Source organism: Enterobacter sp. BIDMC 27, from assembly GCF_000534415.1.
In the GTDB taxonomy this organism is placed as follows: Bacteria; Pseudomonadota; Gammaproteobacteria; order Enterobacterales; family Enterobacteriaceae; genus Enterobacter; species Enterobacter hormaechei_C.
Genome location: NZ_KI973178.1, coordinates 1890367 through 1907769, shown reverse-complemented (window position 1 = coordinate 1907769; position 17403 = coordinate 1890367). Strand labels below are relative to the sequence as shown.

General features: G+C 53.7%; 19 protein-coding genes. 4 read left to right on the top strand and 15 right to left on the bottom strand.

Going from position 1 to position 17403, the window contains the following annotated elements; translation table 11 throughout:
• Window positions 1–9 precede the first annotated feature (9 nt).
• Window positions 10–1872 carry a 1-deoxy-D-xylulose-5-phosphate synthase gene (gene dxs, locus L463_RS13560; protein ID WP_015571294.1) on the top strand — a complete coding sequence of 621 codons (1863 nt, stop codon included), beginning with the start codon at window positions 10–12 and terminating at the stop codon, window positions 1870–1872.
• A 62-nt stretch (window positions 1873–1934) separates the two neighbouring features.
• On the top strand, window positions 1935–2909 hold the full coding sequence (locus tag L463_RS13565; protein ID WP_017383171.1) for an aldo/keto reductase: 975 nt from the start codon (window positions 1935–1937) through the stop codon (window positions 2907–2909).
• A gap of 58 nt (window positions 2910–2967) precedes the next feature.
• Here the strand turns inward: L463_RS13565 and L463_RS13570 are convergent, their stop codons facing one another.
• The 8 genes from L463_RS13570 to nrdR form a co-directional block, all read right to left on the bottom strand.
• The gene (locus L463_RS13570) at window positions 2968–3351 is read right to left on the bottom strand and encodes a DUF943 family protein (RefSeq protein ID WP_049012873.1); all 384 of its coding nucleotides are present in this window, start codon (window positions 3349–3351) and stop codon (window positions 2968–2970) included.
• A 123-nt stretch (window positions 3352–3474) separates the two neighbouring features.
• Window positions 3475–3936, bottom strand: coding sequence for a DUF943 family protein (locus L463_RS0122670; protein ID WP_050499228.1), 462 nt, complete (start codon window positions 3934–3936; stop codon window positions 3475–3477).
• 7 nt (window positions 3937–3943) lie between these two features.
• Window positions 3944–4783: a DUF3289 family protein gene (locus L463_RS13575; RefSeq protein ID WP_049024630.1), complete on the bottom strand. Its 840-nt coding sequence runs from the start codon at window positions 4781–4783 to the stop codon at window positions 3944–3946.
• 338 nt (window positions 4784–5121) lie between these two features.
• Window positions 5122–6093 carry a thiamine-phosphate kinase gene (gene thiL, locus L463_RS13580; protein WP_032102872.1) on the bottom strand — a complete coding sequence of 324 codons (972 nt, stop codon included), beginning with the start codon at window positions 6091–6093 and terminating at the stop codon, window positions 5122–5124.
• Window positions 6094–6171: 78 nt separating this feature from the next.
• Window positions 6172–6591 carry a transcription antitermination factor NusB gene (nusB, locus tag L463_RS13585; RefSeq protein ID WP_006809908.1) on the bottom strand — a complete coding sequence of 140 codons (420 nt, stop codon included), beginning with the start codon at window positions 6589–6591 and terminating at the stop codon, window positions 6172–6174.
• 21 nt (window positions 6592–6612) lie between these two features.
• Entirely contained in the window at window positions 6613–7083 is a 471-nt protein-coding gene (ribE, locus tag L463_RS13590; RefSeq protein WP_003859098.1) for a 6,7-dimethyl-8-ribityllumazine synthase, read from the bottom strand.
• A gap of 87 nt (window positions 7084–7170) precedes the next feature.
• Window positions 7171–8274, bottom strand: coding sequence for a bifunctional diaminohydroxyphosphoribosylaminopyrimidine deaminase/5-amino-6-(5-phosphoribosylamino)uracil reductase RibD (ribD, locus tag L463_RS13595; RefSeq protein ID WP_032102871.1), 1104 nt, complete (start codon window positions 8272–8274; stop codon window positions 7171–7173).
• A 4-nt stretch (window positions 8275–8278) separates the two neighbouring features.
• Window positions 8279–8728, bottom strand: coding sequence for a transcriptional regulator NrdR (gene nrdR / locus L463_RS13600; RefSeq protein WP_003859099.1), 450 nt, complete (start codon window positions 8726–8728; stop codon window positions 8279–8281).
• A 152-nt stretch (window positions 8729–8880) separates the two neighbouring features.
• Between nrdR and L463_RS13605 the strand changes: the two genes are divergently transcribed.
• Both L463_RS13605 and L463_RS13610 read left to right on the top strand, forming a co-directional pair.
• Complete coding sequence (locus L463_RS13605) at window positions 8881–9420, top strand: SadB/YajI family lipoprotein (RefSeq protein WP_003859100.1); 540 nt, start codon at window positions 8881–8883, stop codon at window positions 9418–9420.
• A gap of 268 nt (window positions 9421–9688) precedes the next feature.
• Window positions 9689–10573: a nucleoside-specific channel-forming protein Tsx gene (locus L463_RS13610; protein WP_026080602.1), complete on the top strand. Its 885-nt coding sequence runs from the start codon at window positions 9689–9691 to the stop codon at window positions 10571–10573.
• Between the two features lie 88 nt (window positions 10574–10661).
• On the opposite strand, the gene L463_RS13615 is transcribed toward L463_RS13610, so the two are convergent.
• From L463_RS13615 to queA, 7 genes are all read right to left on the bottom strand, one after another.
• Window positions 10662–11342: a helix-turn-helix transcriptional regulator gene (locus tag L463_RS13615; RefSeq protein WP_032102870.1), complete on the bottom strand. Its 681-nt coding sequence runs from the start codon at window positions 11340–11342 to the stop codon at window positions 10662–10664.
• 10 nt (window positions 11343–11352) lie between these two features.
• Window positions 11353–11718: a VOC family protein gene (locus L463_RS13620; RefSeq protein WP_017383165.1), complete on the bottom strand. Its 366-nt coding sequence runs from the start codon at window positions 11716–11718 to the stop codon at window positions 11353–11355.
• A 138-nt stretch (window positions 11719–11856) separates the two neighbouring features.
• Window positions 11857–12828, bottom strand: coding sequence for a protein translocase subunit SecF (gene secF, locus L463_RS13625; RefSeq protein WP_003859105.1), 972 nt, complete (start codon window positions 12826–12828; stop codon window positions 11857–11859).
• Between the two features lie 10 nt (window positions 12829–12838).
• Entirely contained in the window at window positions 12839–14686 is a 1848-nt protein-coding gene (gene secD / locus L463_RS13630; RefSeq protein ID WP_063135571.1) for a protein translocase subunit SecD, read from the bottom strand.
• Window positions 14687–14713: 27 nt separating this feature from the next.
• Window positions 14714–15046, bottom strand: a complete 333-nt coding sequence (yajC, locus tag L463_RS13635; RefSeq protein WP_003859109.1) for a preprotein translocase subunit YajC — start codon at window positions 15044–15046, stop codon at window positions 14714–14716.
• A 22-nt stretch (window positions 15047–15068) separates the two neighbouring features.
• Window positions 15069–16196: a tRNA guanosine(34) transglycosylase Tgt gene (tgt, locus tag L463_RS13640; protein WP_015571303.1), complete on the bottom strand. Its 1128-nt coding sequence runs from the start codon at window positions 16194–16196 to the stop codon at window positions 15069–15071.
• A gap of 53 nt (window positions 16197–16249) precedes the next feature.
• A complete protein-coding gene (gene queA / locus L463_RS13645) occupies window positions 16250–17320 on the bottom strand; it encodes a tRNA preQ1(34) S-adenosylmethionine ribosyltransferase-isomerase QueA (protein WP_017694427.1) in 1071 nt (356 codons plus the stop codon).
• Window positions 17321–17403: the final 83 nt, after the last annotated feature.

Here is a 17403-nt window from a genome sequence, read left to right as displayed (position 1 = left end):
GAGCCTTTGATGAGTTTTGATATTGCCAAATACCCGACACTGGCGTTAGTTGACTCCACTCAGGAGTTACGTCTGTTGCCGAAAGAGAGTCTGCCGAAGCTGTGTGACGAGCTGCGTCGCTACCTGCTCGACAGCGTTAGCCGCTCCAGCGGCCACTTCGCCTCCGGACTTGGCACGGTTGAGCTGACCGTGGCGTTGCATTACGTCTATAACACGCCGTTCGATCAGCTGATCTGGGATGTAGGCCACCAGGCCTATCCGCACAAAATTCTGACCGGACGTCGCGATAAAATTGGCACCATTCGCCAGAAAGGGGGCCTGCACCCGTTCCCGTGGCGCGGCGAGAGTGAATATGATGTGTTAAGCGTCGGCCACTCTTCCACCTCCATTTCTGCGGGCATTGGTATTGCCGTTGCCGCCGAAAAAGAGAATAAACAACGCCGCACCGTCTGCGTGATTGGCGACGGGGCGATCACCGCCGGGATGGCCTTTGAGGCCATGAACCACGCGGGCGATATCAAACCGGACATGCTGGTGATCCTCAACGATAACGAAATGTCGATCTCCGAGAACGTCGGCGCGCTGAATAACCATCTGGCGCAGCTGCTGTCCGGCAAGCTTTACTCCTCACTGCGTGAAGGCGGTAAAAAAGTCTTCTCCGGCGTACCGCCGATTAAAGAGCTGCTTAAGCGTACCGAAGAACACATCAAAGGCATGGTCGTGCCGGGTACGCTGTTCGAAGAGCTGGGCTTTAACTATATTGGCCCGGTGGACGGCCACGATGTGCTGGGCCTGGTGACGACGCTTAAAAACATGCGCGACCTGAAAGGCCCGCAGTTCCTGCATATCATGACCAAAAAAGGGCGTGGTTACGAACCGGCGGAAAAAGATCCGATCACCTTCCACGCGGTGCCTAAGTTCGACCATACCAGCGGCTGCCTGCCGAAAAGCAGCGGCGGGATGCCGAGCTACTCAAAAATCTTTGGCGACTGGCTGTGCGAAACGGCGGCGAAAGACAACATGCTGATGGCGGTGACGCCTGCCATGCGTGAAGGCTCCGGCATGGTGGAGTTTTCCAAAAAATACCCGGACCAGTATTTCGACGTGGCTATCGCCGAGCAGCACGCGGTAACCTTTGCTGCGGGCCTGGCGATTGGCGGCTACAAGCCGGTGGTAGCGATCTACTCTACCTTCCTGCAACGCGCCTACGATCAGGTTATCCATGACGTTGCCATTCAGAAGCTGCCGGTGCTGTTTGCTATCGATCGCGCGGGCATTGTGGGGGCTGACGGCCAGACGCACCAGGGCGCGTTTGATCTCTCCTTCCTGCGCTGCATCCCTGATATGGTGATCATGACGCCAAGCGACGAAAACGAGTGTCGTCAGATGCTGTATACCGGTTACCACTATCAGGACGGCCCCTGCGCGGTACGTTATCCGCGCGGTAATGCCCTTGGCGTTGAATTACAGCCGCTGGAAAAACTGGACATCGGTAAAGGTCTGGTGAAACGCCGCGGTGAAAAAGTGGCGATCCTGAACTTTGGTACGTTGATGCCGGAAGCGGCAAAAGTCGCTGAAAACCTGAATGCGACGCTGGTCGATATGCGCTTCGTGAAGCCGCTCGATGAATCTCTGATTCTGAGCATGGCGGAAAGCCATGACGTGCTGGTCACGCTGGAAGAGAACGCCATCATGGGTGGCGCGGGTAGCGGCGTGAACGAAGTGCTGATGGCGAACCGTAAAGCCGTTCCGGTGCTTAATCTCGGCCTCCCTGACCACTTCATCCCGCAAGGCACCCAGGATGAGGCGCGCGCCGACATTGGTCTGGACGCCGCCGGTATCGAAGCTAAAATCCGCACCTGGCTGGCCTGATCCCTCCCCTTTTCTGCTCCTGCTATGCTTAAACGTATTGTTTAAACAGCAGGAGCGGAACCATGCAATACACGACATTAGGAAAAACGGACCTTAAGGTGTCCCGGCTTTGCCTGGGATGCATGACGTTTGGCGAGCCTGACCGGGGAAATCATGCCTGGACGCTGCCGGAAGAGAGCAGCCGCCCTATCATCAAGCGCGCCATTGACGGCGGCATTAACTTCTTCGATACCGCCAACAGCTACTCAGATGGCAGCAGCGAAGAGATTGTGGGCCGCGCCCTGCGAGATTTTGCCCGTCGTGATGACGTTGTGGTCGCCACTAAGGTGTACTACCCGTCAGGCGATCTGGCGGAAGGCCTTTCTCGCGCGCAGATCCTGCGTTCCATTGATGACAGCCTCAGACGCCTGAACATGGATTACGTCGACCTGCTGCAAATCCACCGCTGGGATTACAACACCCCGATCGAAGAGACGCTTGAAGCGTTAAACGACGTTGTGAAAGCCGGTAAAGCGCGCTACATCGGCGCATCGTCCATGCATGCCTCACAGTTTGCCCAGGCGCTCGATCTCCAGGCGCAGCACGGCTGGGCGCGCTTTGTCACCATGCAGGATCACTACAACCTGATTTACCGGGAAGAAGAGCGCGAGATGCTGCCGCTCTGCTACCAGGAAGGCGTGGCGGTGATCCCGTGGAGCCCGCTGGCGCGCGGAAGGTTAACCCGTCCGTGGGGGGAAACTACCGCCCGGCTGGTATCGGATGAAGTGGGTAAAAACCTGTATGACGATACAGAAGCCAGCGATGCGTTAATTGCCGAACGCTTAGCCGGGATCGCCGACGATATCGGTGCAACGCGCGCGCAGGTGGCGCTGGCGTGGCTGCTGAGCAAGCGCGGTGTCGCCGCGCCGATTGTGGGCACATCGCGGGAAGAACAGCTGGATGAGTTGTTAAGTGCGGTGGACTTATCGTTGACGCCGGAGCAGATTGCCGAGCTGGAGACGCCGTATCAGCAGCATCCGGTGGTAGGGTTTAAGTAAACACTTGCCGGGTGGCGCTGCGCTTACCCGGCCTACGCTCATTCTCCTGCCACAGTTTTCAATACCGCTCTTTCGTCATCGATCCATCTTTGGTATTCATAACGTACATACTATCACCAACATAAAAACGGATCTTATTACTTTCAGGAAATCTGAAAGTAACCTCAAGAAGGCTTTTTTTCTCAATACAGTTCTTCTCTGATGTCATATCAGTAAAACAAAAATAATCCTCTCGCGGCGAGTCCCGCAGATACCCGTCCCCCACGTCCCAGACCGTCAAAACAAACTCCTGCCCGGAGGGGATGTTATATTTTTTCTTAAGCATATCCCGCTGAGATAGCCACCAGTTAATTCTTCCCCGGTCCGTTAACGCGAAATGGTCAACGATAATATCATCAAAGCCAAGGCGATCGGTACTGCGATGGACGTCAATGATTTTCACCGGATAAATATCACCCCCAATGACTGCAAAAAAATTACAACCAACGCAATCGCCAGATAAAGAAACCAGGATTTTTTCATAGCATTATCGCTCCGATAATTTGATAATTCCCAATTGCGGTTTTCAGTAACGCTCTTTAGTCATCGAACCATCTTTTTTATCCATAATGTACAGATTACCATCAACATAAAACTTGATTTTATTGCTTTCAGGAAATCTGAAAGCAACCTCAAGAAGGTTATTTTTCTCAATGCAATTTTTCTCTGAAGTCATATCAGGAAAACAAAAATAATCCTCGTGCAGCGAATCCCGCAGATACCCATCCCCCACGTCCCAGACCGTCAAAACAAATCTCAGCCCGGAGGGGATGTTGTATTTTTTCTTGAGCATATCCCGCTGAGATAACCACCAGTTAATGCGCCCTCGATCCGTTAACGGAAAATGGTCAACGATAATATAGTCATAACCCAGGCTATTCGTACTGCGATGGACATCAATGATTTTCACAGGATAGATATGGTCCCAGAAACTATAAACAATCATAATCAACGCAATCGCCATATAAATAAACCAGGATTTTTTCATGTCATTATTACCCCGTCAGTTTTACAGAAGCATTGAAATTTGTCACAAAAGGTTTAAATGAAAAGCGGTTATATCGCTGAAGAACAAACCATATCCGAAAAAACCTGAAGTTTTGGTATAGTTTTTTCATGATATCTTCTCGCCCCAGTCCAAAATGATCCTGAGCTTCAAATAATATATCCGCTTCCCATCCTATCTGGTATCGTCTAAAATTAAGCATAACAATCCGCTGGAAATAAATATCATGGACGGTGATCCCCATTCCGTTAAATCTGTCTTCAAAATCATTAAACTTAGGCAATGCCGCATTCAATATTCCTGTTTTTACATCCCAAATAGAACCCTGACTACCAACGTGTTTACGCCTGTCACTGACATAATCATTAATGACTTTTCTAATAACACCGAGCGTAGTATTTCCATATTGCTTTGCCCTGAGAAGATCAGAGTATGACCTGTTGAGTAACGCACTATAACCAAAAGGTCTGCCATCTCCATGCTGAAAATGGTTAATCATCTCTCCAATTAAGTTTTTATATTGCCCGGAAGCAAACGCCCCTGACAATTCTCTCATTTCATCAAAAAGAATACTGGCGCATTCATCAGGGGTAACGGGCCGATCGTCTTTAAGGGAATACCCAGCAATAGATGGAAATTTGAAGTATTTATCAGCGTTATCTTTGAAGATCATATTATAGGGGTTGACCATAGAAGAAACGTCGTTTAGCCCTAATGATTGTAATTCTACAGCAGACAGATCGCTATACCGCATATCATCTGTACTTGTATCATTAATTCTTTGTTTTGTCTGAAAAAGTATTTCGCAAGGAAAATTCATTTCGTACATATTCATCCCTTAATAGTACACGTACTAACAATCCTATAATTTACATCCTCATTTCAGGGTCATCATACGCCAGACGGCAAGATAAAAACATTATAAATAAAGTAATTGCCAAAATTATATAAATGACATTCACGCAATGAATAATATTGCACTGATAAATCTATTAACCTAATTAAATTTTGCGATCCGTTTTATAAAAAAGAACTTTCATTATCTTTCACCTTACAACCCTAACCTGAATCCGATAGAGAGAAGGTGGAAGTTAATGAGCGAGCATGCCCGGAACATTCGTTATTCAAATAATCCGCGAGAATTCAGGATGCAATCTGCATCCTGAGTCAGGCAAAGTGATCAAACCCTTTCACGTCAAGTTCTCGCAGTGCGCCATTCTGCACAAACTTCAGCCCTTCACTTTCCGGCATCACCTGCCCGATGCAGGTAAATTTCGCGCCGAGATGCGCTAGCGCCACATCCAGCGTCCCGCGATTCAACTCAGGCACGGTGAAGCACAGCTCATAATCTTCTCCACCGGATAACGCCCAGCGCAGCGCCTGTTCAGGTTCGACATGGCGAAGCAGTTGCTCCGACAGCGGGAACAGATCCAGGTCAACGCGTGCGCCCACGCCGCTGGCCTTCAGGATATGGCCGAGATCGGAGATCAGCCCGTCAGACAAATCGATAGCCGAACTGGCCCGCTCGCGCAGCGCCTGACCGTGCAGAATACGCGGCGTTGGCCGCAGATGGCGCTTCACCAGATACGCCGCATCGTCAGCCTCTTCAACCGTTAAGCGATTCTGAAGGATAGCTAACCCCGCGGCGCTGTCGCCCGGCGTACCGGTCACGTAGAGCCAGTCGCCTGGTTTTGCACCCGAGCGCTTCAGCGCGCGCCCGGCAGGCACATAGCCGTGGATTGCCAGGGTCATGGACAGCGGACCGGCGGTGGTATCACCGCCAATCAGCTGCATATCGTAATAATTCAGCTGTTCAAACAGGGCATCGCTGAAGGCTTCAAGCCAGGCTTCATCCACCTCCGGCAGGGTCAGAGCCAGCGTCAGCCAGGCCGGGTCGGCGCCCATTGCCGCCAGATCGCTGACGTTCACCGCCAGCGCTTTATACGCCAGATCGGCAGGATCGATATCCGGCAGGAAATGACGCCCACACACTAAGGTGTCGGTGCTGATTGCCAGCGTCTGTTTTTCGGGAATATTGAGAAGTGCGCAGTCATCGCCAATGCCGGTTTCAACATCAAGACGAGAGGTTCTGACACGGTCGAAATAACGGGCAATCAGGGAGAATTCGCCGCATGCCATACGTTATGCCTCAGCAAATTAAATAAAAAAACCGGAGCCGCACTGCCAAAAAGGCAATGCAAGACTCCGGTTTGCGGATCACTTTTTGTGGGGACGGATCGCAGGTGCGGCTTTATCCAGCACGCCGTTAACAAACTTGTGGCTGTCTTCAGCGCCGAAGGTTTTCGCCAGTTCGATCGCTTCGTTGATGGCCACTTTGTACGGCACATCATCACGTTTAGACAGCTCAAACAGCGCGATACGCAACACTGCTTTTTCGACCTGGCCCAGCTCTTCGAGCAGACGGGACAGGTATGGCTTCATCAGACCATCGAGATACGCGCTATTAGTCGCCACTCCCGACAGCAGTTCACGGAAGTACAGAACGTCAACGTCTTTCACGTCCTGTTCTGACAGGAACTGGTATTCAACATCAGCGATGTCGTTCTGGGACAACTGCCAGGAGTAAAGTGCCTGGACGGCACATTCACGGGCGCGGCGACGAGCAGCAGGTTTCACGGAATTCCCCTTACAAAAAAATCAGGCCTTGATGGCTTTCAATACATTGATCATTTCAAGCGCGGTCAGTGCAGCTTCTGCACCTTTGTTACCGGCTTTAGTGCCAGCACGTTCGATGGCTTGTTCAATACTTTCGGTGGTCAGCACGCCGAACGCGACAGGGATTTCAGCATCCTGTGCAACGTGTGCCAGACCGTTGCTTGCACCGCCCGCAACGTATTCGAAGTGCGCAGTGCCGCCACGAATAACGGTACCCAGCGCAATCACCGCGTCGTATTTACCGGTTTTCGCCAGCGCGCCCGCTGCCAGTGGCAGTTCGTAAGCACCTGGTACCCAAACGACGGTAATGTTGTCATCTTTAACCTGGCCGATACGTTTCAGGGCGTCAACCGCACCTTCCAGCAGGCTATCGTTGATGAAGTTGTTGAAACGCGCAATGGTGATGGCGACGCGAGCGTCCGGGGTAGCTACAGCAGCTTCAATAATGTTCATACTCTTCCTTTACGGGTTCATTTGGCCCCGCAGGGGGGCGGATTTTATCATAATACTTTGCGCACTGCTTCCCTATTTCAGGAGCAATTACGCTGTCGTTAAATGGAGGCAGACATCCGGGCCTACCGGACGAATCTCGCTGAATGAGAGTTGCGGCGCATCGGCCAGTTTTTCAAGGCCGGGCAGCACAAACAGGCCGCGCGCGTCATTACCTAACAGTTTAGGCGCAACGTAGACGAGAAGCTCATCCACCAGCCCCGCCTGAAGCAGTGCGCCGGCGAGCGTCGGACCGGCTTCAACCCAGATGCTGTTGACCTGCTGTTTGCCGAGCAACATCATCAGCACCACGAGATCGAGATGCCCGTTATGTTCCGGCACCATAATGCTGCGCACGCCTGCCGGCCACTCGCGCGTATCTTCTTTGGTGCGGGCAATCCAGGTTTCACCCGGCTGCTGCACGATGCGGTGCTCCGGCGTCACGCGGTTCTGGCTATCAACAATAATGCGCAGCGGCTGACGCAGGTTCTCCTGCGGATAGAGCGCCTGCGTATCCGCATTCAGCTCTTCCCAGCGCACGGTCATGGCCGGATCGTCAGCCAGTACCGTTTCACTGCTGGTGAGAATAGCATGGCTTTGCGCGCGCAGACGTTGCACATCGCGCCTTGCCTGCGGCGAGGTGATCCACTGGCTCTCGCCGTTCGCCATCGCCGTGCGGCCATCCAGTGACGCGCCAAGCTTAAGCTGGATAAACGGGAAGCCGGTGCGCATACGCTTCAGGAAGCCTTTGTTGATGTTTTCGGCATCCTGCATCATCAGGCCGTGGCTGACGTCGATGCCTTCCTGTTGCAGACGATACAGCCCGCGGCCCGCCACCTGCGGATTAGGATCCTGCATGGCGGCGACAACGCGCGAGACGCCCGCCGCAATCAGCGCTTCACAGCACGGCGGCGTACGTCCGTGATGACTGCATGGCTCCAGCGTCACATAGGCCGTCGCGCCACGCGCTTTCTCACCCGCCATGCGCAGGGCATGCACTTCAGCATGCGGCTCGCCTGCGCAGTAGTGAAAACCTTCCCCCACGATCTCGCCATCTTTAACAATGACGCACCCGACATTGGGGTTAGGGTGAGTGGTAAACCGACCGCGCTGCGCCAGCTTCATGGCTCGCGCCATGTACATCTCGTCGTGCATGGGCTTAATCCTGTAAGCGGGCGATCTCTTCGCCAAATTCTTTGATGTCTTCGAAGCTGCGGTAAACGGAGGCAAAGCGGATATAGGCGACTTTATCGAGCTTTTTCAGCTGTTCCATCACCAGATTGCCGATCATTTTGCTCGGCACTTCGCGCTCACCTAACCCCCGCAGATAAGATTTAATATGGTTTAACGCCATTTCGACGTCATCGGAGCTGACGGGCCGTTTCTCCAGCGCCTTGAGCATCCCGCTACGCAGTTTCTCTTCATTGAACGGTTCGCGCACATCGTTACTTTTTACCACGCGCGGCATTACCAGCTCTGCCACCTCGAAGGTGGTAAAACGCTCGTTGCACACCAGACACTGCCGACGACGACGCACGGAAGACCCTTCGCCTACAAGACGTGAGTCGATGACTTTGGTATCCACAGCGGAGCAAAATGGGCAATGCATACGATGTCCCTGTTATCTGGTTAACTGATTTCTATTTTACCCTGAACTGGCCCGACAACAAAGGAAGAGCTTTTTGAGACAAAGGATCTATGCCTGACGGCACTATCCTGTCTACCATTGCAGCAATCTGTGATTTCAAGGAATTAAACGCAATGACAAGACGTTACCTGAAAATAGTGCTGGTGGGGAGCCTGTTCACGCTCAGCGCCTGCGCACAGCAAAGTGAAGTCCGCGAAATGAAACAAAGCGTGAATACGCTTAACGTGGCGATGGACAAACTTAACAAAGAAACCGTGAAGATCACCCAGCAGAACGCCCTGAATGCCAAATCCAGCAATGGCGTTTATTTATTGCCAGGTGCAAACACGCCCGCGCGTCTGAACAGCCAGATTGGCACCCTAAAGATGTCTCTGGTGAATGTTGCAGCGAATGCCGATGGTACTCGCGCAACATTACGCATTCAGGGTGAGTCCAACGATCCGCTTCCCGCGTTCAGCGGCACCGTAGAGTGGGGCCAGATTCAGGGCACCACGGAGAGCTATCAGGAAGTGAACGTGAAGAATCAGCTCTTCACCGCCCCCGCCAGCACGCTGGCGCCGAGCGATGTTGATATCCCGCTCCAGCTGAGCGGACTGACCCCAGAACAGCTGGGCTTTATCCGTATTCACGACATTCAACCCGCCGCGCAATAACCCGCCCTTCTAGCGGAGTGAAATGTCACTCCGCTAACATTTACATTTCGTATGGATTGGCAACATAAATGATTGCCGCTACAATCCCGCCCGTCTAAAGTACGCAAACGTGAACGCAATCGATTACGTATGTGAGAGATATGTGAAACAACACATATTTTTGTGAGCAAGGATTCCTATAATAGGCTCCGCAGAAATACGAAATATTTAGAAACGCAATTCGCGCATTTTTCACTCCCGGAAGGGAATTTCAATCAGTGGCATGATTATGAAAAAAACATTACTCGCAGCCGGTGCAGTTCTGGCACTCTCCACCTCTTTCACTGTTAACGCAGCGGAAAACGACAAACCACAATACCTTTCCGACTGGTGGCATCAGAGCGTTAACGTTGTAGGCAGCTACCATACCCGTTTCGGACCGCAGATCCGTAACGATACCTACCTCGAGTACGAAGCATTCGCTAAAAAAGACTGGTTTGATTTCTATGGCTACATGGACGCACCGGTATTCTTCGGCGGTAACACCGACGCGAAAGGTATCTGGAACCACGGTTCCCCACTGTTCATGGAGATCGAACCCCGCTTCTCCATTGATAAACTGACCGGTACCAGTCTGGCGTTTGGTCCGTTCAAAGAGTGGTATTTCGCAAACAACTACATCTACGACATGGGTCGCAACAAGTCCGGTCGCCAGAGCACCTGGTACATGGGTCTGGGTACAGACATTGAGACTGGCCTGCCGATGAGCCTGTCCATGAACGTCTACGCAAAATACCAGTGGCAGAACTACGGCGCCGCGAACGAGAACGAGTGGGACGGCTACCGTTTCAAAGTGAAATACTTCGTGCCAATTACCCAACTGTGGGGCGGCAACCTGAGCTATATCGGCTTCACCAACTTTGACTGGGGTTCAGACCTGGGCGATAACGATTTCCGCGACCTGAACGGCAGAAAAGCGCGCACTAACGACTCCATCGCGTCCAGCCACATCCTGGCGCTGAACTACGATCACTGGCACTACTCTGTTGTTGCGCGTTACTGGCACAACGGTGGCCAGTGGAACGACGACGCCAGCCTGAACTTTGGCAACGGCGACTTCAGCGTTCGCTCTACCGGTTGGGGTGGTTACCTGGTCGTGGGTTACAACTTCTAAACAGTGCGGATTCCGCCCGGTGGCGCTACGCTTACCGGGCCTACGATCCGAATGTAGGCCGGGTAAGGCGTAGCCGCCCCCCGGCTTTTTACTGCCTCACCTTGCGCAAAAAATCTGCCAATGACCTGTCCGCACTTTCGCTAAACCGCCTCTCCGTCTGCACAATATTGAGGCATCGGTCGAGCCGGAAACAGCGATAGTCATCGCGCCGTTCACACCACGCCGCCAGCAGCCAGCGCTCTCCCCAGAAGAACAAGCCCAGCGGCTGAACCTCACGCCAGGTTAACTGCCCGGCTTCATCGCGATAGTGCAACCCCAGCACACGCAGGGCAGAAATGGCCTGATGGATCACGTCGAAACCACTACGGGAGTGTGGCTGAAGCGCAATATCCGGCGCGTAAATCCGCGTCTGCTCAGCTTTGCGGCGGCTCTCTTCTGGCAGGATCGCCAGCACTTTTTCCTGGGCCGACTCCAGCTCGCGCGACAGCGATTCCCCGCCCCAGGTTTTGAGCAGGCGAATCGCCACCATCAGCGCCTCGGACTCTTTGTTGGTCAGCATCAGCGGGGGTAAATCAAAACCCGACATCAGCCGATATCCGCTTCCCGCCTCGCCTTCCACCGGCACGCCGGAAAGCGACAGGTCGCGGATATCGCGGTACACCGTGCGCTCGGACACGCCAAGCCTTTCCGCCAGATGCGCTGCCGTTGTCAGACGCCTGCCCCGAAGGATCTGCACAATCTGGAACAAACGGTCAGCGCGTCGGGTCATCGGTTTACTCTCATACCGGTTGATGGAGGCCGACGCGATTACCTTCGCTGTCGGTAAACAGGGCTATAGTGCCAATGCCTTGCGGCAGTTCCAGCGGGCCAAACACGCACTCACCGCCCGCAGAAGCAATACGATCGAGCGTGGCCGCCAGATTGTCAGTATGCAGGTAAATAATAGCGCCCTGCGAAGACGGTGTAACGCCGTCAAATTTCGCCAGCGCGCCGCCGGTGGCCGGATCCTCGTGCGGGAAAATCGCCAGATCAGCCACGTCCATCTTCTCGCGCCGCAGCGCGACCTGCATCACCGACTCATAAAATTTGATGGCGCGATCCATATCGGCGACCGGAATTTCAAACCAGTTAATAACACTTTTCATACGTCCTCCTGCCTGTTGTTAGGGTTCAGAAGGAGTCTACGACAGGGCTCCTGACAGCATACTGTCAGGAGTGTTTGTGAGATGCAGACAAAAAAAATCCCGGCCAACAGGCCGGGATTTCGATACTACATAAGACTCTTACGGCAGAATGGACGGCTGATCCGCCCCTTCTTTCTCGACTTTCTGCTGGATCAGATGCTCGCGCTTCATGCCCAGCTTCAGCGCCAGTGCGGACGCGACGTAGATAGACGAGGCCGTACCGATAGACACACCGATCAGCATGGTCAGCGAGAAGCCTTCCAGCACTGGGCCACCGAACAGGAACAGCATCAGGATCACCATCAGGGTGGTGCCGGAGGTGATCAACGTACGGTGCAACGTCTGGGTCAACGACACGTTAAAGATTTCGTACGGCGTGCCGCGACGGATCTTACGGAAGTTTTCACGAATACGGTCAGATACCACGATACTGTCGTTCAGTGAGTAACCGATAACGGACATCAGGGATGCCACAATCGTCAGGTCAATCTCAATGTGGAACAGAGACAGTATGCCCATGGTGATCACCACGTCGTGCGCCAGGGCGATAACCACGCCTGCCGCCAGTCGCCACTCAAAGCGGAAACCGACGTAAATCAGGATCGAGATCAGCGCCACCAGCAGCGCCATCGCACCGGTCTGCGCCAGGTCAGCACCAACGCTCGGGCCGACAAACTCAATACGCTTAACCGTTGCATCCTGGCTGGTCGTTTCGTTAATAACCTGGACGACCTTGCTGCCCAGCTCCTGGCTGCCGTTGGCATCGTGTACCGGCGGCATACGCACCATGATGTCGCGGCTGCTGCCGAAGTTCTGTAGCAGCGGCTCTTCAAAGCCCGCTTTTTGCAGAGACTCACGCATCTGGTCCATATCGACCGGTTTTTCCAGGGTAATTTCGATCACCGTACCACCGGTGAAATCCAGACCCCAGTTAAAGCCTTTCACGCCCATAATGACGATGGACAAGATCAGCAGAAAACCTGAAATGCCGAAGGCCCAGTAGTCCCAGCGCATAAAGTCCCAGACTTTACGGCCGTGGTTCAATTGTTCAACAGTATATTCCTGTGCCACAACGCACTCCTCAGATAGACAGCTTTTTGACGCGCTTGCCGCCGTACAGCAGGTTCACGATGGCACGGGTGCCGACAATAGCGGTAAACATCGACGTTGCGACACCGATACCGGTAGTAATCGCAAAGCCTTTGATCGCACCAGTACCCACTGCATACAGGATAAGAACCTTAATCAGTGTTGTTACGTTCGCATCGAAGATGGAGCTGAACGCTCCTTTGTAGCCTTCTTCAATCGCCTGCTGTACAGAACGACCGTTGCTCAGCTCTTCTTTGATACGTTCGTTTATCAGTACGTTGGCGTCGACCGCCACCGCAAGGGTTAAGACGATACCCGCAATCCCCGGCATGGTCAGCGTTGCCCCCGGCAGCAGAGACATAATACCGATGATCAGCACCAGGTTTGCCACCAGCGCGGAGGTCGCAATCAGACCAAACTTCTTGTAGAAGAAGATCATGAAGAGAATAGAGACCACCAGACCGGCCAGACACGCTTCCAGACCCTGTTTGATGTTCTGCATACCCAGGGTTGGACCAATGGTACGTTCTTCAACAATCTGGATTGGCGCAATCAGCGCACCGGCACGCAGCAGCAGAGAGAGCTGACGCGCTTCGTTCGGGTTGCTGATACCGGTAATACGGAAGCTGTTACCCAGACGAGACTGGATGTTGGCGATGTTAATCACCTCTTCCTCTTTCACCAGCACGGCACGGCCATTGGCGTCTTTCTTACCGCTGTCTTTGTACTCCACGAACAGGGTCGCCATCGGCTTGCCGATGTTGTCCTTGGTGAAGTTAGACATGATGTTGCCGCCTGCGCTATCCAGCGAGATGTTAACCTGCGGCTGGTTGTACTCATCCTGGCTTGAAGTGGAGTCGGTGATATGGTCACCGGTCAGGATCACGCGTTTGTACAGCACAACAGGCTGGCCTTCGCGGGTCTGTTTCACTTCAGAATCGCCCGGCACACGGCCTGAAGCCGCAGCAGCCTGGTCGACATTGGAGTTAACCAGACGGAACTCCAGGGTCGCCGTCGCGCCCAGAATCTCTTTCGCACGGGCGGTATCCTGGATACCCGGCAGTTCGACCACGATACGGTCAGCACCCTGACGCTGTACCAGTGGCTCAGCCACGCCCAGCTGGTTTACACGGTTACGCAGAATGTTAATGTTCTGCTGAACGGCGTATTCACGTGCTTCACTCAGACGCGCGTCGGTCATTACCGCACGCAGCTGGTTGCTGCCCTGAGAGGTGATCACCAGATCGCGGTGACGCTGAGACAGATACGTCACAGCCTGATCGCGTGCCGCGCTGTCGCGGAACGTGATGCTCAGGCCGTAGTTATCTTCTTTACGTACGGTGGTGTACGGAATGCCCTTATCGCGCAGATCGCTGCGCAGGCTGTCGATATTCTGTTCCTGTAGCTTGCCGAGCGCGGTATCCATATCCACTTCCATCAGGAAGTGAACGCCGCCACGCAGGTCAAGACCCAGTTTCATTGGCTCTGCGTTCAGCGCAGCCAGCCAGCGTGGGGTTGCAGGAGCAAGGTTAAGCGCCACGACATATTTATCACCCAGCACGCCCATCAGCGCTTCACGTGCGCGGAGCTGCGTGTCGGTGGTGTCGAAGCGAGCAAGAATTGCGCCCTCTTCCAGTGCCACAGACTTAGCGGTAATTTTTTCTTCTTGTAACGTTTTCTGGACCTGGATCAGCGTTTGCTCACTGGCGGCGACACCGCGCGCGCCAGTGATTTGAACGGCCGGATCCTCACCATACAGGTTGGGAAGCGCGTACAGCAGGCCGACGATAATCACGACGACCAGCATGATGTACTTCCACAAAGGATAACGGTTTAACACGGCAGTTCCCTTTGGGAAAAGTTGGGATTACAGCGCCTTCATGGTGCCTTTCGGCAGAACGGCAGCTACGAAGTCACGTTTGATAACCACTTCAGTGGTGTCGTTGAGGGCGATAGCAATGTAGCCGTTTTCCGCTACTTTGGTTACGCGACCCACCAGGCCACCATTGGTCAGGACTTCATCGCCCTTCGCGATGGAGTTCATCAGGTTTTTGTGCTCTTTAGTACGCTTCTGCTGTGGACGCAGGATCATGAAGTAGAAGATCAGACCGAACACAACCAGCATCAGAATCAGAGACATCGGGCTGCCCTGCGCTGGTGCACCCGTTGCTGCTACCGCATCAGAAATAAAAAAGCTCATTCAAATTCCCTCATTATTAAAATTAATCAACGTTCAACGGTGGAACATCCCGCCCCTGACGTTGGTAGAAATCGGTCACGAAGCTCTCTAATTTACCCTCTTCGATAGCCTTACGTAAACCAGCCATTAAGCGCTGATAATAACGAAGATTATGAATGGTATTGAGACGCGCCCCCAAAATCTCGTTGCAACGATCGAGATGATGCAGATACGCGCGAGAATAATTGCGACAGGTATAGCAATCGCACTCGGAATCGAGCGGGCTGGTGTCACTCTTATGCTTCGCGTTACGGATTTTCACCACGCCATCGGTAACGAACAGATGACCGTTACGCGCGTTTCGGGTTGGCATAACGCAGTCGAACATATCAATGCCGCGACGTACGCCTTCCACCAGATCTTCTGGTTTACCCACACCCATCAGGTATCGTGGTTTATCCGCCGGGATTTGCGGGCAGACATGCTCCAGAATGCGGTGCATGTCTTCCTTCGGCTCACCCACAGCCAAACCGCCGACAGCGTAGCCATCAAAGCCTATCTCTACCAGACCTTTAACCGAGATATCGCGTAAATCTTCGTAAACGCTGCCCTGAATAATGCCGAACAGCGCATTTTTGTTTTGCAGGGCGTCAAAACGGTCGCGGCTACGCTTCGCCCAACGCAGGGACATCTCCATGGAACGCTTGGCGTAGTCCCAGTCCGCCGGGTATGGCGTACATTCGTCGAAGATCATTACGATATCGGAGCCGAGATCGTACTGAATCTCCATAGACTTTTCCGGATCGAGGAAGATTGGATCGCCGTTGATCGGGTTACGGAAGTGTACGCCCTGCTCAGTGATCTTACGGATATCGCCCAGGCTGAAGACCTGGAAACCGCCGGAGTCGGTGAGGATCGGGCCTTTCCACTGCATGAAATCGTGCAGGTCGCCGTGGAGCTTCATAATCTCCTGGCCCGGACGCAGCCACAGGTGGAAGGTGTTGCCGAGGATAATCTGTGCGCCAGTGGCTTCAACTTCTTCCGGCGTCATTCCTTTTACGGTGCCGTACGTGCCCACAGGCATAAACGCGGGGGTTTCTACCACGCCGCGATCAAACACCAGACGACCGCGACGCGCGCGGCCATCGGTGGTATCGAGTTCAAATTTCATTTTTTCTCCGACGTCAGAAAAACAGTCCAACGTTGTAATACGGTGCCGCGGACTTATTCCCCGACACGCTCATTCAAAGCCTGCGGATTGTACGTGATAAACATCGCGTCACCGTAGCTAAAAAAGCGATATTTTTGTTCTACCGCAGACTTGTAGGCGTTCATCGTATGCTGATACCCCGCAAACGCGGAAACCAGCATAATCAACGTCGATTCAGGCAGATGGAAGTTGGTCACCAGCGCATCAATGACTTTGTACTGATAGCCCGGGTAGATAAAGATCTGCGTATCGCCAAAGAACGGCTCAATCAGCTCGCTTTTCGCGGCCTGCGCAGCGCTCTCAAGGGAACGTACCGACGTTGTACCGACGGCCACGACGCGATTACCGCGCGCTTTCGCCGCCAGCACCGCATCCACAACCTCCTGTGGCACTTCGGCATACTCAGAGTGCATGATGTGGTCTTCGATGCTGTCCACGCGCACCGGCTGGAAGGTGCCTGCACCAACGTGCAGCGTCACGAACGCCATCTCTACGCCCTTCGCGCGCAGTTTCTCCAGCAGCGGCTCATCAAAGTGCAGGCCCGCCGTTGGCGCCGCCACCGCGCCAGGCTTCTGGCTGTAGACGGTCTGATACAGCTCGCGGTCGGCCTCTTCGTCCGGGCGCTCAATATACGGCGGCAGCGGCATGTGGCCGATGGCGTTGAGGATATCGAGCACCGTGCGCTCGTCGTTGAATTCCACTTCAAATAGCGCGTCGTGACGCGCGGTCATGGTCGCTTTGATGCTCTCGTCATCCCCCAGCAGCAGTTCAGCGCCCGGCTTCGGCGCTTTAGAGGCGCGAATATGTGCCAGAATACGTTTATCATCGAGCATACGTTCGACCAGCACCTCGATCTTGCCGCCGCTGGCTTTACGGCCAAACAGACGCGCCGGGATCACGCGGGTATTGTTAAAGACCAGCAGATCGCCAGGGTTGAGCTTGTCGAGAAGATCGGTGAAAGTACCGTGCGTCAGCGCGCCCGTTGGCCCGTCCAGTGACAGCAAGCGACAGCTGCTACGCTCAGGCATGGGATAGTGAGCAATCAGGGATTCAGGTAGTTCAAAGGAGAAATCGGCGACGCGCATGACGTATACTCGTGACTTAAAAACAGGCGGCATAGTCTAGTGCTCACACCCTTTTGCTGCAACAACTAGCCGCCACCGGACAA